Source organism: Pseudomonas sp. ADAK18 (genome assembly GCF_012935695.1).
In the GTDB taxonomy this organism is placed as follows: domain Bacteria; phylum Pseudomonadota; class Gammaproteobacteria; order Pseudomonadales; family Pseudomonadaceae; genus Aquipseudomonas.
The window spans coordinates 165,001-188,285 of sequence record NZ_CP052859.1; the positions used below are offsets into that span (position 1 = coordinate 165,001).

At 59.1% G+C, this 23,285-nt stretch carries 18 protein-coding genes and 2 rRNA genes (1 of these 20 running past the window's edge); 9 read left to right on the forward strand and 11 right to left on the reverse strand.

Features of this window, described 5'->3' with window-relative positions:
- The 5 genes from HKK55_RS00710 to HKK55_RS00730 all read left to right on the forward strand — a co-directional run.
- Window positions 1-2,293: ribosomal RNA gene (locus tag HKK55_RS00710) — 23S ribosomal RNA — on the forward strand (it extends 598 nt beyond the left edge of the window).
- Window positions 2,294-2,437: 144 nt separating this feature from the next.
- Window positions 2,438-2,553, forward strand: a 5S ribosomal RNA gene (rrf, locus tag HKK55_RS00715).
- 158 nt (window positions 2,554-2,711) lie between these two features.
- A complete protein-coding gene (locus HKK55_RS00720) occupies window positions 2,712-3,371 on the forward strand; it encodes a paraquat-inducible protein A (protein WP_169352909.1) in 660 nt (219 codons plus the stop codon).
- Complete coding sequence (locus tag HKK55_RS00725) at window positions 3,358-3,981, forward strand: paraquat-inducible protein A (RefSeq protein ID WP_169352910.1); 624 nt, start codon at window positions 3,358-3,360, stop codon at window positions 3,979-3,981. The genes HKK55_RS00720 and HKK55_RS00725 overlap by 14 nt, the downstream gene beginning before the upstream one ends.
- On the forward strand, window positions 3,974-6,277 hold the full coding sequence (locus HKK55_RS00730; RefSeq protein WP_169352911.1) for a PqiB family protein: 2,304 nt from the start codon (window positions 3,974-3,976) through the stop codon (window positions 6,275-6,277). Before HKK55_RS00725 ends, HKK55_RS00730 begins: the two co-directional genes overlap by 8 nt.
- A gap of 170 nt (window positions 6,278-6,447) precedes the next feature.
- On the opposite strand, the gene mksF is transcribed toward HKK55_RS00730, so the two are convergent.
- The 3 genes from mksF to mksB are packed head-to-tail and all read right to left on the reverse strand — an operon-like array spanning window position 6,448 to window position 11,259.
- Complete coding sequence (mksF, locus tag HKK55_RS00735) at window positions 6,448-9,288, reverse strand: Mks condensin complex protein MksF (protein ID WP_169352912.1); 2,841 nt, start codon at window positions 9,286-9,288, stop codon at window positions 6,448-6,450.
- Complete coding sequence (gene mksE / locus HKK55_RS00740) at window positions 9,285-9,992, reverse strand: Mks condensin complex protein MksE (RefSeq protein WP_169352913.1); 708 nt, start codon at window positions 9,990-9,992, stop codon at window positions 9,285-9,287. Before mksE ends, mksF begins: the two co-directional genes overlap by 4 nt.
- On the reverse strand, window positions 9,982-11,259 hold the full coding sequence (gene mksB / locus HKK55_RS00745; RefSeq protein WP_169352914.1) for an Mks condensin complex protein MksB: 1,278 nt from the start codon (window positions 11,257-11,259) through the stop codon (window positions 9,982-9,984). The genes mksE and mksB overlap by 11 nt, the downstream gene beginning before the upstream one ends.
- A 214-nt stretch (window positions 11,260-11,473) precedes the next feature.
- Between mksB and HKK55_RS00750 the strand changes: the two genes are divergently transcribed.
- Both HKK55_RS00750 and rimI read left to right on the forward strand, forming a co-directional pair.
- Complete coding sequence (locus HKK55_RS00750) at window positions 11,474-12,220, forward strand: energy transducer TonB (protein WP_169357752.1); 747 nt, start codon at window positions 11,474-11,476, stop codon at window positions 12,218-12,220.
- Entirely contained in the window at window positions 12,213-12,665 is a 453-nt protein-coding gene (gene rimI, locus HKK55_RS00755; RefSeq protein ID WP_169352915.1) for a ribosomal protein S18-alanine N-acetyltransferase, read from the forward strand. The genes HKK55_RS00750 and rimI overlap by 8 nt, the downstream gene beginning before the upstream one ends.
- A gap of 86 nt (window positions 12,666-12,751) precedes the next feature.
- Here rimI and HKK55_RS00760 read toward each other — a convergent pair whose 3' ends face one another.
- A complete protein-coding gene (locus HKK55_RS00760; protein ID WP_169352916.1) occupies window positions 12,752-13,156 on the reverse strand; it encodes a serine kinase/phosphatase in 405 nt (134 codons plus the stop codon).
- A 152-nt stretch (window positions 13,157-13,308) separates the two neighbouring features.
- On the opposite strand from HKK55_RS00760, the gene can reads away from it, so the two are divergent.
- Window positions 13,309-13,953, forward strand: a complete 645-nt coding sequence (gene can, locus HKK55_RS00765) for a carbonate dehydratase (RefSeq protein WP_169352917.1) — start codon at window positions 13,309-13,311, stop codon at window positions 13,951-13,953.
- On the opposite strand, the gene HKK55_RS00770 is transcribed toward can, so the two are convergent.
- The 6 genes from HKK55_RS00770 to HKK55_RS00795 all read right to left on the reverse strand — a co-directional run bounded on the left by HKK55_RS00770 (window position 13,950) and on the right by HKK55_RS00795 (window position 20,426).
- Window positions 13,950-14,465, reverse strand: a complete 516-nt coding sequence (locus HKK55_RS00770; protein ID WP_169352918.1) for an SET domain-containing protein-lysine N-methyltransferase — start codon at window positions 14,463-14,465, stop codon at window positions 13,950-13,952. The two genes, can and HKK55_RS00770, sit on opposite strands and share 4 nt — an antisense overlap.
- 162 nt (window positions 14,466-14,627) lie before the next feature.
- Window positions 14,628-15,797, reverse strand: a complete 1,170-nt coding sequence (locus HKK55_RS00775; RefSeq protein WP_169352919.1) for a hypothetical protein — start codon at window positions 15,795-15,797, stop codon at window positions 14,628-14,630.
- Window positions 15,798-15,920: 123 nt separating this feature from the next.
- Complete coding sequence (gene acpA, locus HKK55_RS00780; RefSeq protein ID WP_169352920.1) at window positions 15,921-17,621, reverse strand: acid phosphatase; 1,701 nt, start codon at window positions 17,619-17,621, stop codon at window positions 15,921-15,923.
- A gap of 93 nt (window positions 17,622-17,714) precedes the next feature.
- Complete coding sequence (locus tag HKK55_RS00785) at window positions 17,715-19,133, reverse strand: short-chain fatty acid transporter (protein WP_169352921.1); 1,419 nt, start codon at window positions 19,131-19,133, stop codon at window positions 17,715-17,717.
- Window positions 19,134-19,241: 108 nt separating this feature from the next.
- Window positions 19,242-19,706: a hypothetical protein gene (locus tag HKK55_RS00790; RefSeq protein WP_202020919.1), complete on the reverse strand. Its 465-nt coding sequence runs from the start codon at window positions 19,704-19,706 to the stop codon at window positions 19,242-19,244.
- 12 nt (window positions 19,707-19,718) lie between these two features.
- Complete coding sequence (locus HKK55_RS00795; RefSeq protein ID WP_169352923.1) at window positions 19,719-20,426, reverse strand: hypothetical protein; 708 nt, start codon at window positions 20,424-20,426, stop codon at window positions 19,719-19,721.
- A 149-nt stretch (window positions 20,427-20,575) separates the two neighbouring features.
- Here HKK55_RS00795 and HKK55_RS00800 point away from each other — a divergent pair, with 149 nt between their 5' ends.
- Entirely contained in the window at window positions 20,576-21,862 is a 1,287-nt protein-coding gene (locus HKK55_RS00800) for an MFS transporter (RefSeq protein WP_169352924.1), read from the forward strand.
- A 6-nt stretch (window positions 21,863-21,868) separates the two neighbouring features.
- On the opposite strand, the gene HKK55_RS00805 is transcribed toward HKK55_RS00800, so the two are convergent.
- Complete coding sequence (locus HKK55_RS00805) at window positions 21,869-23,239, reverse strand: gluconate:H+ symporter (protein WP_169352925.1); 1,371 nt, start codon at window positions 23,237-23,239, stop codon at window positions 21,869-21,871.
- Window positions 23,240-23,285: the final 46 nt, after the last annotated feature.

Sequence of the window (23,285 nt, forward strand, 5' to 3'; positions counted from 1 at the left end):
AACCGAATAGGGGAGGCGTAGCGAAAGCGAGTCTTAATAGGGCGTCTAGTCGCTGGGAATAGACCCGAAACCGGGCGATCTATCCATGGGCAGGTTGAAGGTTGGGTAACACTAACTGGAGGACCGAACCGACTACCGTTGAAAAGTTAGCGGATGACCTGTGGATCGGAGTGAAAGGCTAATCAAGCTCGGAGATAGCTGGTTCTCCTCGAAAGCTATTTAGGTAGCGCCTCATGTATCACTGTAGGGGGTAGAGCACTGTTTCGGCTAGGGGTCATCCCGACTTACCAAACCGATGCAAACTCCGAATACCTACAAGTGCCGAGCATGGGAGACACACGGCGGGTGCTAACGTCCGTCGTGAAAAGGGAAACAACCCAGACCGTCAGCTAAGGTCCCAAAGTTATGGTTAAGTGGGAAACGATGTGGGAAGGCTTAGACAGCTAGGAGGTTGGCTTAGAAGCAGCCACCCTTTAAAGAAAGCGTAATAGCTCACTAGTCGAGTCGGCCTGCGCGGAAGATGTAACGGGGCTCAAACCATACACCGAAGCTACGGGTATCACGTAAGTGATGCGGTAGAGGAGCGTTCTGTAAGCCTGTGAAGGTGAGTTGAGAAGCTTGCTGGAGGTATCAGAAGTGCGAATGCTGACATGAGTAACGACAATGGGTGTGAAAAACACCCACGCCGAAAGACCAAGGTTTCCTGCGCAACGTTAATCGACGCAGGGTTAGTCGGTCCCTAAGGCGAGGCTGAAAAGCGTAGTCGATGGAAAACAGGTTAATATTCCTGTACTTCTGGTTATTGCGATGGAGGGACGGAGAAGGCTAGGCCAGCTTGGCGTTGGTTGTCCAAGTTTAAGGTGGTAGGCTGGAATCTTAGGTAAATCCGGGATTCTAAGGCCGAGAGCTGATGACGAGTTACCTTTTAGGTAACGAAGTGGTTGATGCCATGCTTCCAAGAAAAGCTTCTAAGCTTCAGGTAACCAGGAACCGTACCCCAAACCGACACAGGTGGTTGGGTAGAGAATACCAAGGCGCTTGAGAGAACTCGGGTGAAGGAACTAGGCAAAATGGCACCGTAACTTCGGGAGAAGGTGCGCCGGTGAGGGTGAAGGACTTGCTCCGTAAGCCCATGCCGGTCGAAGATACCAGGCCGCTGCGACTGTTTATTAAAAACACAGCACTCTGCAAACACGAAAGTGGACGTATAGGGTGTGACGCCTGCCCGGTGCCGGAAGGTTAATTGATGGGGTTAGCTAACGCGAAGCTCTTGATCGAAGCCCCGGTAAACGGCGGCCGTAACTATAACGGTCCTAAGGTAGCGAAATTCCTTGTCGGGTAAGTTCCGACCTGCACGAATGGCGTAACGATGGCGGCGCTGTCTCCACCCGAGACTCAGTGAAATTGAAATCGCTGTGAAGATGCAGTGTATCCGCGGCTAGACGGAAAGACCCCGTGAACCTTTACTATAGCTTTGCACTGGACTTTGAATTTGCTTGTGTAGGATAGGTGGGAGGCTTTGAAGCGTGGACGCCAGTTCGCGTGGAGCCAACCTTGAAATACCACCCTGGCAACTTTGAGGTTCTAACTCAGGTCCGTTATCCGGATCGAGGACAGTGTATGGTGGGTAGTTTGACTGGGGCGGTCTCCTCCTAAAGAGTAACGGAGGAGTACGAAGGTGCGCTCAGACCGGTCGGAAATCGGTCGTAGAGTATAAAGGCAAAAGCGCGCTTGACTGCGAGACAGACACGTCGAGCAGGTACGAAAGTAGGTCTTAGTGATCCGGTGGTTCTGTATGGAAGGGCCATCGCTCAACGGATAAAAGGTACTCCGGGGATAACAGGCTGATACCGCCCAAGAGTTCATATCGACGGCGGTGTTTGGCACCTCGATGTCGGCTCATCACATCCTGGGGCTGAAGCCGGTCCCAAGGGTATGGCTGTTCGCCATTTAAAGTGGTACGCGAGCTGGGTTTAGAACGTCGTGAGACAGTTCGGTCCCTATCTGCCGTGGACGTTTGAGATTTGAGAGGGGCTGCTCCTAGTACGAGAGGACCGGAGTGGACGAACCTCTGGTGTTCCGGTTGTCACGCCAGTGGCATTGCCGGGTAGCTATGTTCGGAATAGATAACCGCTGAAAGCATCTAAGCGGGAAACTAGCCTCAAGATGAGATCTCACTGGGACCTTGAGTCCCCTGAAGGGCCGTCGAAGACTACGACGTTGATAGGTTGGGTGTGTAAGCGCTGTGAGGCGTTGAGCTAACCAATACTAATTGCCCGTGAGGCTTGACCATATAACACCCAAGCAATTTGCGTCGAAAGGCCAGATTGCGGTGTGTGAAGACGATACAAACCGAAAGTTTGCGTAACACACAAATCTATTACATACCCAATTTGCTGAAGCGAGGCCATCAGGCCGCGACTCAGTACCCGAATTTCTTGACGACCATAGAGCATTGGAACCACCTGATCCCATCCCGAACTCAGTAGTGAAACGATGCATCGCCGATGGTAGTGTGGGGTTTCCCCATGTGAGAGTAGGTCATCGTCAAGATTAAATTCCGAAACCCCATTTGCGAAAGCAGATGGGGTTTTGTTTTGCGCGATCGGAAAGTCAAAAAGCAGCTACGAGCAGTCCGACAAATTTGCACAGTTATTTCTGAACCAGAACACTAGAATAGGCACCTGGTTTTTTTAGAGTCCGAGCCCTATATGCCCGATCCGGTTGATGCCCTCGCGGTATCAGACTTACCGCTGGAAGACTTGGTGGCATGCCATGAGTGCGATTTGCTGATGCGCAAGCCAACGCTTGCCCGCGGCGAGAAGGCCCAATGTCCGCGCTGCGGTTACGAGCTATATGCTCACCGCCACAACGTCGTTGAGCGCAGCCTTGCCTTGGTACTGGCCGCACTGTTGTTGTACGTCCCTGCGAACTTTTTACCCATTATGGAGCTCAATCTACTCGGGCAGTCCTCTCAGGACACCGTGTGGAGTGGCGTTGTCGGTCTGTTTGATACCGGCATGGAAGGCGTTGCCGCAGTGGTTTTCCTCTGCAGCATGGGTATTCCCCTGCTCAAATTGCTGTGCCAATTGGTAGTGCTGCTGAGCATCCGCTGGAACATTGGCCGCAGCTACGGTTTATTGCTGTACCGCATTTATCACCACCTGCGGGATTGGGGGATGCTTGAGGTCTACTTGATGGGCGTGCTGGTCGCCATCGTAAAGCTGTCGGACATGGCTTCCATCAATGTGGGCTTGGGCTTGGCCTGTTTTATCAGTCTATTAATGGTTCAAGTCTTGCTGGAGGTGGTGATGTCGCCTCACCAGATATGGGAAGCGTTGTCAGGGGAGGATGTTCATGCGGGCGATTGATGCGGGCATTCTGATCTGTACTGAATGTCACGAACTGAACAAGCAAGACCCGGACGCTGATGAGCAAACGTGTACCCGTTGCGGTGCTTTGGTCCATGCGCGTCGCCCGAACAGTTTGATGCGCACCTGGGCCTTGCTGATCACCGCCGCCATTCTGTACGTCCCAGCCAACCTGTTGCCGATCATGACCGCGAGCTCCCTGGGTCAGGGTGACCCCAGCACCATCATGTCCGGGGTGATTCAGTTGGCTCAACATGGCATGTATCCCATCGCCGCGGTCGTGTTTATCGCCAGTATCCTGGTACCGACCTTCAAGCTGGTGGGCATTGGTCTACTACTGTTCTCGGTGCAACGCCGCCAGCCACTTTCCGCGCAACAACGCATTATCATGTACCGTTTTATCGAGTTCATCGGCCGCTGGTCCATGCTGGATATCTTCGTGATTGCCATCTTGGTGGCGGTCGTAAACTTTGGACGGCTTGCCAGCGTCGAGGCCAATCTCGGGGCCGTGGCTTTCGCCAGTGTGGTGATTTTGACGATGCTTGCCGCAGTAACTTTCGATCCCCGACTGATTTGGGATAACACGGAGTCGGACGACGACGATGAATGATTTGCCTAAGGCTAAAACCCGCCCAGCTTCCAACTGGTCGGCCATTTGGGTGTTGCCTTTGATTGCTCTGATCATCGGCGGCTGGCTGGGATGGCGTGCCTATCACCAGCAAGGCATCGAGATCCAGGTCCGTTTTGAAAGCGGAGAGGGCATCCAGGCCAACAAGACCGAAGTGGTCTATAAAGGCATGTCCGTGGGCAAGGTCAAAACTCTGGCCCTGGATGATGAGGGCAACAATCGCGGAGTGATTGCCACCATCGAGATGAATAAGGACGTCGAGCAATATCTCCGGACCAACACCCGCTTCTGGTTGGTCAAGCCCAGCGTCAGCCTGGCGGGGATCACCGGCCTCGAAACGCTAGTCTCAGGTAACTACATCGCGGCCAATCCTGGCGATGGCGAACCAACGCGCAAGTTCAAGGCACTCTCCGAAGAGCCTCCATTATCCGATGCCAAGCCAGGCCTGCACGTGACCCTAAAGGCCGAACGACTCGGTTCGTTGAACCGTGGCAGCCCGGTGTTCTACAAACAGATCCAAGTGGGCCAGGTCAAAAGCTACCTGCTCTCCGAAGATCAGACCACCGTCGAAATCAAGGTCTACATCGAGCCAACCTACGCTAACCTGGTGCGCAAACATACGCGTTTCTGGAATGCCAGTGGCATCAGCATCGACGCCAACCTCTCCGGCGTAAAAGTGCGCAGCGAGTCCCTCTCCAGCATCGTCGCCGGCGGTATCGCCTTTGCTACGCCGGAGAACCGCAAGGACAGTCCGCCCACTGACCCGAGCCTGCCATTCCGTCTGTACGAAGACTTCGACGCCGCCGCCGCAGGCATCCGGGTCAAGGTCCAACTCAGCGACTTCGAAGGGTTGCAGGCAGGTCGCACCCCCGTGATGTACAAAGGCATCCAGGTCGGCAGCCTGAAAACCTTGAAGGTCGCCTCCGACCTCTCCAGCGCCAATGCCGAGTTGACCCTGGATCCATTGGCCGAAGATTACCTGGTGCAAGATACCCAGTTCTGGGTGGTCAAACCCTCGATCTCCCTGGCCGGTATCACCGGTCTCGAAGCGCTGGTTAAAGGTAACTACATTGCTATCCGCCCGGGTGACAAGGGCAGTGCGCCGCAACGGGAATTCATCGCTCGGGCCAAGGCACCACCGCTGGACCTGCGTTCCCCCGGCCTGCACATGGTGCTGCTCACCGACAGCCTCGGTTCGCTGGAGGTCGGCAGCCCGATTCTCTACAAGCAGGTCAAGGTCGGCTCGGTGCAGAGCTATCAGTTCTCCCGCAAGAACAAGCAACTGGTGATCGGCGTTCACATCGAGAAAGAATATGAAGGCCTGGTCAATGGTTCGACCCGCTTCTGGAATGCCAGTGGCGTGACGCTCACTGGCGGTCTTACCGGCGGCATCCAAGTGAAGAGTGAGTCTCTGCAAAGCCTGATGGCGGGCGGTATCGCCTTCGAAACGCCTGAGCCGAACGTGCCGCTGAAACACCGTATCCCACGTTTCCGCTTGTTCCCTGACCGTGAAGCCGCCCACAAACGAGGCACTCTGGTGACCATCAAGGTCGACCGCGCCGATGGGTTAAGCACAGGCACGCCAGTTCGTTTTAAGGGCCTGGATGTGGGCAAGATCGAAAGCGTAGACCTCAGCGCCGATATGCAATCGGTACTGCTCGGTGCACGAATCACCGAAGTACCGGAGCGCATTGCCCGCGTCGGTAGCCAGTTCTGGGTGGTCAAGCCAGAGTTGGGGATAATGAAAACCTCTAACCTGGAAACCCTGGTCACCGGTCAATACATCGAAGTCCTGCCTGCCGTGAAAAGCACCGGGCCACAGAAAGACTTCGTCGCCTTGGCACAACCGCCTGAGACCAACGTGCAGGAAGCCGGTTTGAGCCTGGTACTCAGCGCCGCCCGTCGTGGCTCGCTGAAAATCGGTGTACCAGTGACCTACCGTGAAGTCACGGTGGGCAAGGTCACTGGCTACGAGCTAGGCCAAACTGCGGACCGCGTGTTGGTTCATGTGCTGATCGAACCCAAATACACACCATTGGTGCGCAGCGGCAGTCGTTTCTGGAACACCAGCGGCTTTGGTGTCGACTTCGGCCTGTTCAAGGGCGCGACGGTGCGCACCGAGTCCCTGGAGACGTTGATCCAGGGCGGCATCGCCTTTGCGACTCCGGACGGCGAGCGTATGGGCAACCCGGCCCGTCCCGAGCAGACATTCCCGTTGTTCGACCAGTTTGAAGACGAGTGGCTGACCTGGGCACCGAAGATTCCGCTAGGCAAATAGGCTGTATTGCGGTCATCGCGGGCAAGCCCGGCTCCCACATTTGATCGCATCCCAATGTGGGAGCCGGGCTTGCCCGCGTTGAGGCCATCAGAAACACCATAAAATATAAAGATCACAAAAAAAGGCCGCGATCCATTGGATCGCGGCCTTTTGCGTTTCAGTGCAGCCGATCAGACTTCGTCCAGCTCCGGCTCATCTGCCTGCACGTTAACCGTCGCCTTCACCACATCATGCCGGCGAATGTATTTCCAGTCCGCCTCATCAATGTAGATACCGTTTGGCCCGCTGCCACCTTCCAGGTCAATCGCCACCTGGGCGGAAACCTGCGGCTTCACACTGGCCAGGATCGGCACAAAGCCCAGTTGCAAACTGGTTTCCAGCAATGCCGCCTGGTTCTTCTCGTCGATGTCCGCCGCCTCGTCGAGGTAGTAAGGCAGACGCACACGACCGGCCTGGTCGCGGTCCATCAAGTGCAGCAACAAGTACATGTTGGTCAGCGCCTTGATGGTCATGGTGGTGCCGTTGGACGCGGCGCCATCGATGTCGGTGTGAATAATCGGCTGGCCGTTGACCTTGGTGATCTCGAACGCCAGCTCAAACAGGTCCTTGAGACCCAACTGGTTATGATTCGCCGCTACCAGGCGTGCTAGGTATTCCTTGGCCTCTTCGTTCTTGTTGTCCTGCTCGGCACTTTGGCTCAGGTCGAACACCGACAGGGTTTCGCCTTCTTCATACTGACCTGCACTGTGGATGATCTGGTCAATATGTTTGAGGGCTTCCTTGTTCGGCGCCAGCACGATGCGGAAGCTTTGCAGGTTGGAGACCTGACGCTTGTTGATCTCGCGGTTGAACAACGCCAACTGGTGCTCAAGGCTGTCGTAGTCGCTGCGGATATTGCGCAAGGTTCGCGCGATATCGGTCACCGCCGCACGGCGTGCCTTGCCCAAGGTCAGGGCTTCGTCGGTACGGTGTGCATACGCGTTGATCAGCAGGTGCAGACGGCGCTCCATATCATCTTCGCTGTCGAACTTGGCCACACCTTTGAGGCGCACCTGTGCGTACAGCGCGTCGATCTGGCCATCAGCGCGCTGCAAACCCTGCCAACTGTCCTGATAGTCATTGAGCAGCGGCAGCAGGTTATCCATGGAGTCGTCGACCGGGTCCATGAATGGCGTACCAAACGGCAAGTCCGCCGGCAGCAACTGGCGACGACGCAAGGCATCATCCAGCGTGCGCTGCTTGGCTTCCATGTCGCCGATCTGCCGGCCCACCAACTGCAGCTTGGCCGACAGTTGTTGGACGCGTTCGGTAAAGGCATCGCTGGAACGTTTCAACTCATCTTGCGCTGCTTCCATCTGCGCCAGATTTTCCAGCTTCTCGCCTTCCTCGGCGGTCAAGGTCTGAGCGCGACGGAAGTCTTCCAGGGCTTTCTGCGCATCCAGTACTTGCTGGTACAGCGCTTCGGTCTGGGTCTTGCTCGCCGCGCGGTCGGAGGCGACGGCTTGCTGGGTTTTCAGTTGCTTGAGTTCTTTTTCCAGACGCTCTTTCTGGTCGCGCAAGGCTGCGCGGTCGGCCAAGGCCTGCAACGCCGGCGGCTCGATGTGCGAGATGTCGATGGACAGGCCCGGCACTTCAAAACGCTCACCTTTGAAGCCATCGAGGATCAGCTCCAGGGATTTGACCCACTGACCGTCCTCATCCAGCGCGATGCCGTGCTCACCCAGCGGCAAGCTGAACAACGAACTGTTGAACAGACGCATCAGACGCTCGACGTCCTGCTGTGAGAACTCTTCGCGCAGCTTGGCGTAGCTGTTGTTATCCGCGTGGTCGAGTTGCTGCTTGACCGACTTCAAGCGTTTTTCCAGGTCCCGCAGACGCTCATCCAGATCCTCGGCGCTGAACTGCCGGGACTGCGCCAGGGCGCCCGCCAACTCATCGTGGGCATCCTTGGCCGCCAGCAGTTGCTGTTCCAGAACCTTGACGTTATCCACCAGGGCAAAGCGATGCTTGAGCACCGACAACTCGCCCAGCCAGCGCTGGATGCCGCTGATTTCCCGCTCCAGACGCATCAGTTCCTGAGTGCCGCCGCGCTGATCGTTCTGCAGGGCATCTTGCTCGTTACGGTAGTGCTCGGCCTGGATCGTCAGCTCTTCCTTGCGCGCACTGGCATAGTCCGACCAGGTCCCCAGCAGCGAGTCCAGCAACGGCGACAGGCGATGCAGTTTGCCCCGCAGGATCTCCCGCTGCTTTACCCCGTTGGAAAGCGCCTCCACCAGCGGACCGGCGGCCACCAGCGAGTTGTAGTCCTGTTCCATCCGTCGTACATCGCGGAAGGCTTCTTCGCACGCGGCGATGTAATCGACACTGCCGGAACGCAGGCTGTGTTCGAAGGCATCGAGGAACAATTGCTTGAGCTTGGCCGCAGTGATTTCCCGCATGTGCAGCAAGTTGATAAACAGCGCACGGAAGGTCTTCAGGCTCTGTTCGCTGGTGGAGCGTAGCGGAATCAGGGTCAGGTCCAGCGGGATCGAAGTGTGACCCCCCACCAGCAAACGACGCAGTTCATCGGGCTTGAGCTCATAGGCTTTCAGGCCTTCGCGCTCAAGGTTGGTGAACAGCTCTTTCTGGCGCAGACAGGTATCGTTTTTCTGATAATGAGCCAGGTCCAGCTTACCGGCGTAGGCAAAGAATTGGTGCCCGAAACCGCCGCCCGGGCCGCGCCCGACAACACCAATCACGTGTGGGCCGTGGGGCAAGGCCACTTCCACCAGGATGTAGCTGGTGTCGGTAGCAAAGTAGAAACGCCGGGATTGCTCCAGGGTGTACTTGCCGAAGCTCATGTCTGACATGCGCGCCAGAATCGGGAACTGCAGGGCGTTGATCGAAGCCGATTTACCGAGGTTGTTTGCGCCATACACCGACAGCGGTTCTTCCAGCGGGAACAAGCCCAGGCTGTAACCGGCGGTGTTCAAAAGGGCGAAGCGGCGAATGCCGTAGCGTTCCTTGCTCATGCGTCGGTCTCCTGTTCTTCGGCAATGGCGCGGGCCATGGCGTCTTCTTCGCTTTCTTCAGCGAAGCCACTCAAATCCAACGGATCGTCTGTTTTCAGCAGTTTTTCATCGCTGTCTTCGTCGATCAGTACTGGCACTGGCAAAGGCAACACACTGTGCAGGCTGGCAGCCAAATCACGGTCTTGCTGTACGGAGAGGCAAACGTCGAGGAAGCGGTGCATCGGCGGCAGGAAGCGGTAGATACCGTTCTCTTCACTGGCAAAACCGAGCTGGGTCATGCGGCGCATGATTTTTTCTTCCAGCTCTTCCTGGGTCTGCACTTCGGCCTGGATAAACAGGTCGCGGTACTTTTCCAGCAAGGACGGCAATTCATCACGGCCCAGGCTGCCGCCGTCGAGCACGGCAATCGGGTCGCGGCCCTGGTCGGCCAGGTGTTCGACGATAATGAAGGTGAACAACGCCAGGCGCTGGGCGGTCTTGTTGACCTGCGCGGCGGCAACGGCGGTGTCCGGGACGAAGTAGTAGAAACCCCGGGTGTCACACACCAGTTCAAAGCCCAAGGCCTTGAACAGCGTGCGGTACTGGTCCTGGAAGTTCGACAGTTGTGCGTACAGCTCCGGGTCGCGGCGGCTGACGTGGTAACCCTTGAACAGCTCGCGAAAGATCGGTGCCAGTTGGGACAGTTCGGATAGATCAAGATGCATAAGGGGTGCTCGCAGAATTCTCGGCCGCATCAATGCTGGCCGGGAGCAGGGCGAAGGAGCGCAGGCTGACCTGGTGCTCGTGAGTGTGGTAATCCCGTCGTTCCAGACGTTCGCGCTTGAAGCGTTTCTCCCGCGACAGGCGTGAGAACCAGTACAGCAACTCGTCGGTCGCGCCGTCCGGTTCCTGCTCCAGCAGCCAGGTCATCAGGTCTGGCATTGGCAGGGCGTCTTCGCAACGTTCGAGCATTTCCTTGACCGTGCGTGGCGCACGCGGGGCTTCGCCCTTGTGGGATTTGTGAGCCTTGGGGAATCGCGCCGGCTTGGGCTCGAAGTTCGCCAGGGCGTAAACGTAGGCTTCGACCTGGCTGGCACTGCCCAGGAAGGTGCTTTGTGGCCGGGTAAACATTGGCATCGCCGCTTGCGGCACCGCGTCCAGGCCCTTGCGACGAATGGCCGACAACGCCAGTGCAGCGCCACGGGTCACGGCGTTGTGCCGGCGCGCTTCTTCACGCAGCGGCAGCAGCAGTTCGCGGGCATGGCGCAAGGTCAGTTGGGCGCTGGTCTGCATTTCGAGGATGCGCGCATGGGTGCGCAGCAGCATGTCGTCGTCCACCAGGTGACCGAGGCGTTGCTGCTCGGTGAGCATGCGCAACAGCACGTTTTCGACCTTGCGCACGCCTTGTTCGAAGGCACCGTCGGCGTTGACCAGTTGAATCATCGGTTCGACGTATTCGTCCCAGGTCGCCAGTACTTCGGCGTAACGTTGGCGCAACGGGATCTGCCGGTCGCTGGTCTTGGCGCGATCGGCCACGGCTGCGAGGGCTTGCTCGTCGTTGGCGAGTTTTTTCAGCACATCGCGCACGCGCATGTCCAGCAAGCGCAGTTGCCGGGCCAGGTCGTGGCCGTCGCGGATGTCGAAGGCGTCCTGGATATAACCGGCCAGACGCTCAAGGTGGCGCAGGTAGGCTTCGATTTCCAGGCACAGGCCTAGCCGGTGCTCCTTGCGAAGATAGGCGAGGAAGTCGTGGATCTGCGCGTTGAGCTCGAAACGGTTCGGGCTCTTGGCGACAGGCACCAGGATATCCAGGCGAATCCACACGTCCAGCAGGCTGGTGATGTCCTGTGGCGTGCTGTCCAGTTGTTGGGCGGCCAGTTGCGCGCGCAGCTCGGCAAGGCTCAGGGTGCCTTGGTCGAAGTGTTCGCACAGTGGCTCAAGCAGGGCCCAGTGTTCGGCGAGGGCGCGCAAGACGCGCTTGGGTTCGATCATGGGAATGGCCGGCTGGTTGGCGATTAAAAGCAGCGATTGTACTGCATCCTAGGTGGGATTTATCCACAGCCGGTCAGGGCGCGGTCGGGTGATGTTTTAAACGATCAACTGCGGGCGATCTTCGTCGAAGGGCGGTAGAATCCCCGTTCTTTAGTTATCCACAAGTGGCCGACCCTTGCTTATCGAGTCCCGACGCCGTGCCTACTTGACCGCCATGCAGGTGGTCAACTGGCTGCCGCGCACCGAACTGCCCTTTGCCGCACCTTCGCGGCCCGAGTTGCTGGAGGCCCTTGAACCGTTCGAGGCCTTCGAGTCTTCGGGTGAGGAAGCGGCTGTGCCTGTAGCGCTGGTCAAGCCGGCTGCTGAGGTGGTTGCAAGGCCTGCGGAGCGGGTTAAGGTTGAAGTGCCGCGCCCGTCGCCGCTTGCCAAACCTGCCGCTGCAGAAGAGGGGGCTCCCGTGGTCAAGGCCCCAGTCGTGCCGCCGCCACGCTTTGCTCTGCAACTGCTGCGGGCCGGGGGCTGCCTGTTGCTGGTGGAACTGCCCACCGGCGAGCGCTTCCAGACCCGCGACCCAGCCTATCTGCTGCTCAAGGACATGCTGCGCGCCGCCGGCCTGCCGGACAGCCCGCAAATCGTCGGCGAGCCGGTGCGTTGGCCGCTGTTGGTGCGTGGCACGATGGACCAAGGCCCGGAAGCTGCGCGGGATTTCGTACAAGGATTTGTGTCGGCGCGTCTGGAAGATGAGCCGTGCGTTTGCCTATGGCTGATCGGCTTGCCCGCCGTGCGTTTTGCCGGGGAAGCGGATGCTGAAGCCTGGTACCGCGAACTGCAGGTTGAAGGCCTGGGTTCAGTCTGGGCCCTGCCGGGCCTGGAATTATTAATGGAAGAGCCACAGCGTAAGGCTGATGTCTGGCAAGCCATGCGCCGGCTGATGGCGCGTTGGAAAAGTACCGATGAGTGACGCTGTATCCTTTCGCCCGATGACCGAGGCGGACCTCGACGCCGTACTGAAAATCGAATACGCAGCGTTCAGCCATCCCTGGACCCGCGGGATTTTTCTCGATGGGCTGGGCAAGTACCAGATTTGGCTGATGTTTGACGGTGAGCAACAGGTGGGCCACGGCGTGGTGCAGATCATCCTCGATGAAGCCCATTTGCTGAACATCACCGTCAAACCGGAAAACCAGGGCTGCGGCCTGGGCCTGAAATTGCTGGAACACCTGATGTCCCGGGCCTATGCGGCCAATGCGCGGGAATGCTTTTTGGAAGTGCGTGACAGCAATGCCGGCGCATTTCGGTTGTACGAGCGTTATGGGTTCAACGAGATTGGTCGCCGGCGGGATTACTACCCTGCTGTCGGTGGTCGCGAAGATGCAGTGGTCATGGCCTGCACCCTGGTGGATTAAACGCAACAGCCCATGTGGGAGCGGGGCTTGTGTGGGAGCGGCGGTGCGACGATTCGACTTGCTCCCACATTTAGAACAGTGGTACTTCAACGATTGCCGTCTACCGGATCCTGCTCCGCCATCTCCGCTTCATCCAACCCGTTCCCGCCGCCGATATCATCCTCATCGACGATACTCAGGTCCCAATCGGCCTGCTCGCCTTCACCTGCTTCATGGGCATCCCGTGCGCCATCCTCAAGGATCAGCGTCTCCGGGCTCATGTCGTCATCGGTCGACTCATGATCATCGGTCGAAGCCCCGGTCATACCGGCCTCTCGGAACCGTTCGTCGGGCATCAGGTGTTTGCGCTCCCGGCGTGGAGTTTCATTGCCGATCTCCGCCGTCGGCTCCTCCTCGTCAAAGTCCAGCTCCCGCATCGAGCCCATGCGGTCCTCGTTGTCATCAATCGGCTCCGGTTGCGGTGCACCGTAGGGACGTCGTGATTCAGTCATGACCATTCCTCATACTGTGGGGCTTATAGTGTGTGGACAGGCACTACCCACTAAGATTCAAGGTATTTACGGTTTGGCTATCTGCATCCCGGGCGTGACCCCGACGGGCGGTCGTCTGTCAAAGCTGCGCATCATTCCTGAGGCTTTCCCTGATGAACGAACTACAAGACCTGCTTGATAACAACGAACGCTGGGCGGATGCGATCAAACAGGAAGATCCCGAATTCTTCGCCAAGCTCGCCCGCCAGCAAACCCCGGAATACCTGTGGATCGGCTGTTCGGACGCCCGTGTGCCGGCTAACGAAATCGTCGGCATGCTGCCCGGCGACCTGTTTGTGCACCGCAATGTGGCCAACGTCGTGCTGCACACCGACCTCAACTGCCTGTCGGTGATCCAGTACGCGGTCGACGTGCTCAAGGTCAAACACATCCTGGTCACGGGTCACTATGGCTGTGGCGGCGTGCGCGCCTCGATGCAGGACCGTCAGTTGGGCTTGATTGACGGCTGGCTGCGCTCTATCCGCGACCTCTATTACGAAAATCGCGAAGTGCTCGCCCAATTGCCGACGGAAGAAGAGCGGGTTGACCGCCTCTGCGAGCTGAACGTGATCCAGCAAGTGGCCAACGTCGGACACACCAGCATTGTGCAAAACGCCTGGCACCGTGGGCAGAGCCTGTCGATCCACGGTTGCATCTACGGGATCAAGGATGGGCGCTGGAAAAGCCTGAACGCCACCATCAGTGGCTTCGAGCAATTGCCGCCGCAATATCGCCTGCGCCCGGTCGGAGCGGTTTAAGGGCGTTTACGTTGGCGCCACTGCTCCATAAACAGCTGGCCATCGGCATTCAAGGGCTCCTTCATGCCGGTGATCCAGCCTCGGCAGTTGAGTTCGCCGCAATGGCAGGCAAACTGCCGGAACAGCTCGTCTTCGGTGCTGGAGTAATCCATGGTCAGTAAAGTACCGGAGGCGATCGGCTGGACCGACCACAGCTCGAGCTCGCTGATGTCGAGGAACACGTTCGGGTTGCATGAGTGCGACAGCAAACCGCTGAACCAAAGGTCGTACAGGTGAATGCGGGCGGAAATCTGCAGCGTATGCAGCTGCCGCTCACCCAGTGCATAACCGGACACTTTGGCGATACGTACCCGACTGTCGAAAGCAGTCCTGGATTGGATCCCCGCGCCATAGGGGGTCTGTACTATCTGAAAGTCGCGTGTCGACGGATAGCCAGGCTTGTCGAGCAGGGCTTCAAAGGGGTAAAGGCAGTCACTTGCTACAGGTGCCTTATCCATGGCTTGAGTTTTCATCACTCTCCTGAGTTTTTGCTGCACTGACTTGTAGGTGCTAATTGGCATGCTAGTCATGCAACTGATGGGTTCGGCTCAAGATTCGTTGAAGTAGCAGCCAATATCTACTGTCAAATCTGACAGTAGATATTGGCTGTTTTTCGTGTAGGAAAATGTCCGCCCTTAAAGAGCGGGAGCGCTGATGGACGGTGTTGGTGCCGAGCCTTTCAACTGTTTCAACTGGGCTCTGATCCCTGGCGTGGCGCACTTGGCATTTGCCTGTTCGGGTGTCAGCTCGCGAATCGAGGTGTAGAACAGTTCGCAGGTCTGCTCCTTGCGCGTCACCTGCCATGTGTTCATGCAGGCCTTGAGTTGCACATTGGCATCGCTGACGGGTCTTTGCCCCATTGCGGCTTGCCAGCAGGCAGCGCTCAAGTCCTGGCCCATGACTTTCAAACCGGCCTCGTCGGCTTTTTGCGCGTCGCCGTCATAGGTGTCCGGATTGGCGGCATACCAGATGTAGCTGGGATGGTTGGCGCCCAGAACCGCCACCTTGCTGCCTTCGGTTGGGCTGATCTGTGCCAGGCTCAGTACGCCCACCGTTTGTCCGTATTGCTGCTTGATCCAGCTGCGCACGGGCGCACCGAAGGCCACCATCGGCAATGAGCCTCCCGCGTGCTGGCTGAGTTCCTTGACCATCCGCGTCTGGTACTCGGTGAAGTAGCTATAGACGCCCTCCAGATCCTTGCCTGCGGTAGACGGGGCGGCAATCGGGGCGATATCGATGATGGTCTGGTATTCCGGCGTCTGGGGCGCTGGAATACCGTTGGCTGTGAGCAAGGTGGCCCAACGGTCGGTGGTGGCCGACTCTAGGTAATCCTGGAAATGGGTCAGGGAGTAATCCGGCGGAAAGTGCATCAGTTCGATGCTTTTGCGGTTTTCCAGCGCCATGCCCAACGGCAGGAACAAGTACCAGCTGAACTGCCACTTGCCGTCGTTGTTGAGTTTGCTGGCGCCTTGGTAGGCGAGGTCGGCCGTGTTCAGCAGCGTGGTCAACGGCTGGCCGTAGCTGTCCGGTACACCACTGAAGGTTGCGAGGACATTGCCCTGATCGGTTTTTACGCTGACCTTCGCCCGGCTGTAACCGTCACGTTGCAGGCTCTGGTTCAGGTAGTGCTCAACGGTCTGCTCCAACGTCATCGGACGAAAACAGATGACGCCGCAGTTGTTGGGGTAAGCGAACAACTGGGTGACCCGTTGCGGGGTGCCCAGCGCTACCTCGACATCAGCGTGTACGACCGCACTCAAGGTCAGTGCGGCCAGGGTGAAGGACAGCCTGGTCAGTTTAAACATGCTTGATTCCTTGTCAGCGAATGCCCGTCTGCGCGGGATGAATGCCCACCCTCACACAGTAGCGGCTGACCAGGAAAAACGTGCAGTAAATATGCGATTTTGCCGGGCAATCGGCAAAACCCGTTACACCGTGAAGTGCAGGGCGTTACTCAAATCGCCCATGGGCTTCTGGCCTCGGGCGATCATCGCGTCATCGCGCTGCTTGAGACCATCGAGTTTCTCCAGTTGGAAGACCCGGGTGATCAGGCGCAGGGTCGATGCCGTGTCATACACCGTGTGGTCCACCGTGCCTTTGCGGGCGAAAGGCGAGACCACCAGCGCCGGCACGCGCGATCCCGGGCCCCAGCGATCGCCTTTGGGCGGCGCCACGTGGTCCCACCACCCGCCGTTTTCATCGACGGTGACAATGACCACCATGTTCTTCCACTGCGGGCTTTCCTGCAGCACCTTCAAGGCGCGGGCGATATGCCGGTCGCCGGAGGCCACGTCGGCGTAACCGGCGTGCATGTTGAGATTGCCCTGGGGTTTGTAGAAGGTCACGGCGGGCAGCTTGCCGGCTTCGGCGTCGGCGAAAAACTTATTGGTGCTCGACTCGTCTCCCAGGCCGCCGTCGCGCAGGCGCTTGTTGCGTTCTGCCGGGTTCTCTGGCCCTTGTTGCTTGAAGTAGTTGAAGGGTTGGTGGTGGTACTGGAAGTTCGGAATCTTCGGAATGCCGCTCGAGTCCTTGAACTGGTCCAGGGTCGCTTGCCAGGCACCCGCGTACCAGGTCCAGTCGATGTTCTTTTTCGACAGCTTGTCGCCGATGTGTTCGTGGGTTTGCGGCACCAGCACGTTGGGTAAATCAGGCTTGGAGTAGTCCGGATGCTCTGGGTCGCGGATCCAGGTTGGCCAGTAGGGCGGCGCCAGGGTGTTTACGCCGTAGCCGTCGGGGGTCAGCGCGCTGGGGCCGAATTGCGGCGGTCCGGTCATGGCGCTGGCCGGGGATTTATCCAGGGGCTTGAGACGCGGATCCAGCGGATCGTCACTCTGCAACACGGCGATCTGTGCCTTGGCCACCGATTGGGCGGCGTTCGGATAAAAAGGCGCCGTGGCGCTGATCAGGTACTGGTGGTTGAGGAACGAACCACCAAAAGCGCCCTGGAAAAAGTTATCGCAGAGTACAAACTCCTTCGCCACGTCCCACAGCCTCAGGGCGTAGCGGCTCTGGGCGTAATGGCCCATCACCAGGCCACCGGCATCGCCCCAGGCCACGAAACCATCATTCTTGCCGCCATTGATCTGCATCTGGTTCTGGTAAAACACATGCCACAAATCGCGGGTGACCAGGCTTAGGGGCAGGTCTTCGCCGTTGGGACCCTTGAGGGGGAACGGGGCGTTGGGCAGGTTTTCCTGGAATTGCACTTCGCTGGGATAGGTCACCCCATCCACGCTTTGCGGACCGACTTGCAACACACCGCCCCAGGCGGGCGGCAGGGTGCTTAACAGGTTGCCATCGCGATCACGTTGTTGATACTCGACGGCAGAAAGCGCCGACAGCGGCTTTTCAACGCCGGGGAAATCGCCAAACAGGTTATTGAAACTGCGGTTCTCGGCGTAAATCACCACTACGGTTTTCACCTGCTCGTGCAGCGCCTTGTCCAGCTCTTGGGGCGTCAGCGGCCGCTCCACTGGTTTGCCCGGTGCTTCGCTGGTATTGCCGCAGGCACTTAAGGTCGCGCCCACTCCCAGCACTGCCGCCCCTCCCAGAAAGCGCCGCCGGCTGGTGTCGACCGGCGGTTTGGTTGCCGTTTCGGGGGAAGGGCGATCTTCGTGCTCGTCACTCATTGCTGGGAGTCCCTGCTGGCTAGTTGTTGCAAGATATTTCGCCAGAACGGTAGCAATGGAATGTGACGGAACGAAGACAGAACTGTTATTGGGCTATGGCATCACCGGCGGCAAATACTTCAACGTCGTCCCCAACGCCCACAACAAAAACAGCACCAACGGCGTGTGCACCAGCAACTGCACGAACGAAAAGCCAATCAAATCCCGCGCCTTCAATCCCAATACTCCCAGCAGCGGCAGCATATAGAAGGGGTTGATCAGGTTCGGCAATGCCTCGGCGGCGTTGTAGATCTGCACCGCCCAGCCCAGGTGATATTGCAGGTCATTGGCCACTTGCATCACGTAAGGCGCTTCGATGATCCACTTGCCGCCGCCCGACGGGATAAAGAAGCCCAGCACCGCCGAGTACACGCCCATCAGCAGGGCGTAAGTGTCGTGGGACGCGATGGAGGTGAAGAAGGTCGAGATATGGTGAGCCAGGGTCTGGCCGTCGCCGCCTTTGACCACGGTCATCAGCGCCGCGATCGATCCATACAGCGGAAACTGGATCAGCACCCCGGTGGTGGTTGGTACCGCACGGGCCACCGCATCGAGGAAGCTGCGCGGGCGCCAGTGCAGCAGCGCGCCCACCATCAGGAACAGAAAGTTGTAGGTGTTCAGCCCGGAAATGGCACTGATCGCCGGCTTGGTCGAGAACTCATGGAACAGCCACCCGGCTGCGAGCAACGCCAGCAGGATCGTCAGCAATGGGCTGTGCTCCAGCCATTCGCCCGGACGGCTCGGCGGCTGTGGCTTGGGCAGATTGAAGGCCGGATCAACCCCGCAGGCCTCGGCGTCACGGGCGCTGTTCGGCCCCGGTGCGGTGGCATAAGCGATGATCAGCGAGACCACAATCAAGGCCAGCAACAGTACGCCGGACTGCCAGAGAAAGATGGTGTCGGTGAAGGGAATCATCCCGGTGATCGACAGAATCGACGGCGGCAGGCTGGCCGGGTTGGCCTGCAACTGTGCCGCCGACGACGACAGCCCCAGCGCCCAGACGGCACCGAGACCCAGATAGGCCGCAGCGCCGGCGGCGCGGTAGTCCATGCGCAAATCCGTGCGCCGAGCCAATGCCCGTACCAACAGGCCGCCGAACACCAGGGACAAGCCCCAGTTGAGCAACGAGGCGACCATCGAGATCAACGCCACCCACGCCACGGCAGAACGGCCGTTTTTCGGGATTCGCGCCAGGCGATCAATCAACTTGACCGCAGGCGGTGAGCTGGCGACCACATAGCCGCCAATCACCACGAAGGCCATTTGCATGGTGAACGGGATCAGGCTCCAGAAACCATCGCCAAACGCCTTGGCGGCCTCGGTCGGCGCGGCGCCCATGCTTAACGTCGCGACGGCGACAATAATTACCGCGAGGGCGGCAAACACCCAGGAGTCAGGAAACCAACGCTCGGCGAAGTTCGAGCAACGCAGGGCGAAACGGGCATAGCGGCTATCTTCGATATCAGCGGCCATGAAGCTACTCCAGATTTTTATGATTATGGTGGGGCGCCGGGCCGCAGAAGGGCCCTTGGGTTCAGTTGCCCACAGTAAATCAAACCGGGGAGAAAATGGCAGTCCGTTTCAACTGACCTGAGGCTTGGGATTACCCCGCAGGATGAAGTGCCGGGAAAACCCCAACCGACGACTGACGCCAGCAGGTTCGGATACCAGTGGCAAGCGAAACTGCGGGTGTTGCAACAGCTCCAGGTGCCAGGTGGTATCGCCGATAAACCGAAAGCTCAGGGTGTCGCCATCACCCAGCAGCAAGTCGTGAAAATGCCCGCTGCTGTAAGCTCCGCCGAGGGTCGCCGAGTCCAACAGCGCGCCCCGTTCGTCGAGCAGATGAATGTTGAGGCCTTCTTCGAACGGCACGTCATCCGTCAAAAACAGCAGGTAAAAGCTGCGCCATTGCACGGCGGCTTCCAGCACCGCGCCACTGATGAGGGTGCCACTGGCGATGCCCTGCAGCAGCACTTCGCTGGTGGGAATCACGTTTTCATCGGCGTCAGGCTGGTACCGGACGCTGACCTCTGAAGCCAACCGCATCATTGCGTCCCCTTAAAAGAGCATATCCATGCCAAAAGCGGCCAATGCACCACCGACAAAGGCGCCAACGGTGACGCACACCGGCGCTCCAGGCCCGCAGGCCAAACCGGCCAAGGCCCCCGACGCCATACCGCCGACAATTCCCGCGCCCGTGACGGCAATCTCCCGGCCAGCCGCCTGGGTCTTGTCTTCGGCACTCATCACGTTATAAACCGAAACCGCGATCGACAGCACAATCAGCCCGCGTCCAAAGCGGGACAGGTTGCGCATGGTGGCAGTAACCCGGGGGTTGGACTTGCCAGCCGATTTGACGATTTCGGCGTACACCGCGTTCTGCTGTGACGTCGACAAGCGGCTGAAATCCGCCGTCGGCCCATGCAGTTGCAGAGTCTTGCGCGCCACCAGTTCGTTGAGCGTCTTGCCCTCACTCTTCAACTGCTGGGCCATGGCACGGCCAACCGGCGTGCTGCGCGCGCGGATGATTTCCATGATGGCGTTGCGCGCCCCTTGCGCCTGGGACGCGGCCTGGGTCCAAGTCAGACGACCGCTGGCCACCTGCATGCGCAAATCATCGGCCATCAACTTGATGCGCTGGGTATAGGCCAGGCGTGCGCTGGCATCGATACTCAGGTGGGTACCGATGCTGGCGACTTCAGCCTGCAGCGCCTTGATCGAACTTTCAAAGGCGGCTTGTTGCTGACTCTGCGGGGGTGTCGTCATGGCGGGCCTGCATTCGTCCGTGAGGGTTATCGAGTATGCCGCTGGAGATTGTCGGGTGGAAGAACCTGCGCCAATCGGTTGATCGCGCCAGGGTTTGCGTAGACCATGCCCCCGCGTACCGTTATCTCTTCAATATTCAGAGTTTTGTCATGACTGCCATTTCTTATCCACAGGCGCAGCGCTTCTCCCGCTCCGACTACAAAACCCTGGGCCTGGCCGCCCTCGGTGGCGCCCTGGAAATCTACGACTTCATCATCTTCGTATTTTTCGCCCTGACATTGAGCCAACTGTTCTTCCCGCCGGAAATGCCCGAGTGGCTGCGGCTGCTGCAAAGCTTCGGCATCTTTGTCACCGGCTACCTGGCGCGGCCGCTGGGCGGGATCCTGATGGCGCACTTCGCCGATCACCTGGGGCGCAAACGGGTGTTCAGCCTGAGCATCCTGATGATGGCCTTGCCCTGTCTGCTGATCGGGATCATGCCCACTTACGCGCAAATCGGCTATTTCGCACCGCTGATCCTGCTGGCATTGCGCATCCTCCAGGGCGCGGCGGTGGGCGGCGAAGTGCCCAGCGCCTGGGTGTTCGTCGCCGAGCACGCGCCGGCCAATCATCGTGGTTATGCCCTGGGTTTCCTGCAGGCCGGCTTGACCTTCGGCTACTTGCTCGGTGCGTTGACGGCAACGCTGTTGGCGCAAGTGTTCACCCCCGCTGAAATCCTCGACTACGCTTGGCGCTTCCCGTTCCTGTTGGGCGGCGTGTTTGGCGTGATCGGTGTGTGGCTGCGGCGCTGGCTCAGCGAAACCCCGGTGTTCCTGGCGATGCAGGCCCGTCGTCAAAGCGACGCCGAACTGCCTCTGCGTACGGTCTTGCGTGAGCACCGCCATGCCCTGTTGCCGGCGATGATCCTCACCTGCGTCCTCACCTCGGCGGTGGTGGTACTGGTGGTCATTACCCCGACCATGATGCAGAAAACCTTTGGCATGAGTGCCAGCCACACCTTCGCCCTGAGCGCGTTGGGCATCGTCTTCCTGAACATTGGTTGCGTGCTGGCCGGCTTGTTGGTGGACCGCATTGGCGCCTGGCGTGCGGTGCTGATCTACAGCCTATTGCTGCCGGTGGGGATTGCGATTTTGTATGCCAGCCTCATCGCAGGCGGCGTCTGGCTCGGTGCGGCGTATGCGATTGCCGGCTTGAGCTGCGGCGTGGTGGGCGCGGTGCCGTCGGTGATGGTCAACCTGTTCCCGGCGCAGATTCGGGTGTCGGGGATTTCCTTCACCTACAACATTGCCTACGCGCTGTGGGCGAGTACCACACCGTTGATGTTGATCGCGCTGATGCCCACGAGCCCGTGGATATGCGTGGGGTATTGCGCAGTAATGGGGGCGGTGGGGGCGGTGAGTGCGGCGCACTTTGGCAGGCGCCACACCGCCGCTTGACGGTCGTTACGTCAAAAAGTGCCACATCAGCAAGGTGCCGATCAGGCCCACCACCGAAACAATGGTCTGCAAGACCGACCACACCCAGATCGTCTGCTTCAACTGCAAGCCAAAGTACTCGCGCACCATCCAGAACCCGGCATCGTTGACGTGGCAAAAGAACACCGAGCCCGCACCAATCGCCAGAGCCACCAGTGAGCTTTGTGTCGCCGCCAGCCCCGCCATCATCGGCGCCAGGATGCCCGCCGTTGTGGTGGTGGCAACGGTCGCCGAGCCGGTGGCCTGGCGCAGTGCTACGGCAATTAACCACGCCAGCAGCAGGTACGGCATGTGGGCGCCTTCAGCGAACTTGCTGATGGTCTGGCTGACGCCGGCGTCCAGCAGGGTTTGCTTCAAGCCGCCGCCGGCACCGATGGTCAGCAGCAGCACGGCGATAGGCGCGAGGGCTTTGCGCAGGGTGTTGCCGACATCGGCGCGCGGCATGCCGCTGGCCCAACCCAGGCAAATCACTGCGGCAATTACCGCCAGGCCCAGGGCAATCAACGGTTCACCGAGGAATTTCAAGGTCAGGGCGACCGTGCTTTCCGCTGGCATGGCGACCTTGGCCAGAGTGCTGCCGAGCATCAGGATCACCGGTAACAGGATGATCAGCAACGACACACCAAAACTTGGCTGGCGCGGTGCCTTGGGCGGGGCGCTGAACAGCGCGCCGATGTCGGCGGGCTCGTCAACGTGCATGCGTTTGGACAGCCAGTTGCCATAGAGCGGGCCGGCCAGTATCACCGCCGGCACCGCCAGGCAAAAACCCAGCAACATGGTCAGGCCCAGGTCGGCGTGCAGCGCGCCTACAGCAATCAGCGGCCCAGGATGCGGCGGCATCAGTGCGTGCAAGGTGGTCATCCCCGCCAGCGCCGGAATGGCGATTTTCAGCAGCGGCTGGTTCGAGCGCTTGGCCATGACGAAGATGATCGGCACCATCATCACCAGGCCCACTTCAAAGAACAGCGGCAAGCCAATCACCATCGCCACCAGCGCCATCACCCAAGGCAATGACTTGCCCTTGCCCAACCCCAGCAGGGTGGTGGCGATACGGTCGGCAGCGCCGGATTCGGCCATCAGCGCGCCGAGCATCGAGCCCAGGGCAATAATGATCCCGGCCTCACCGAGAATCGCCCCGGCGCCTTTGCTGAACGCCTTTGCCACCTCTTCAGGCGGCAACCCGGCACCGACACCCGCGATAAAGGTGCCAATCAGGATCGACAGAAACGGCGGCAGTTTGGTCGCGCTGATCAGCACAATAATGCTGGCGATGGCCAGCAGGACGCAGAGCATGAGGCGGGTGTCGTGAACCATCCACGCGGCAGTCGATAACTCCAAAACGGGACTCCTTATCGAACAGGTTGGCTAATATGTTTCTTTTTGT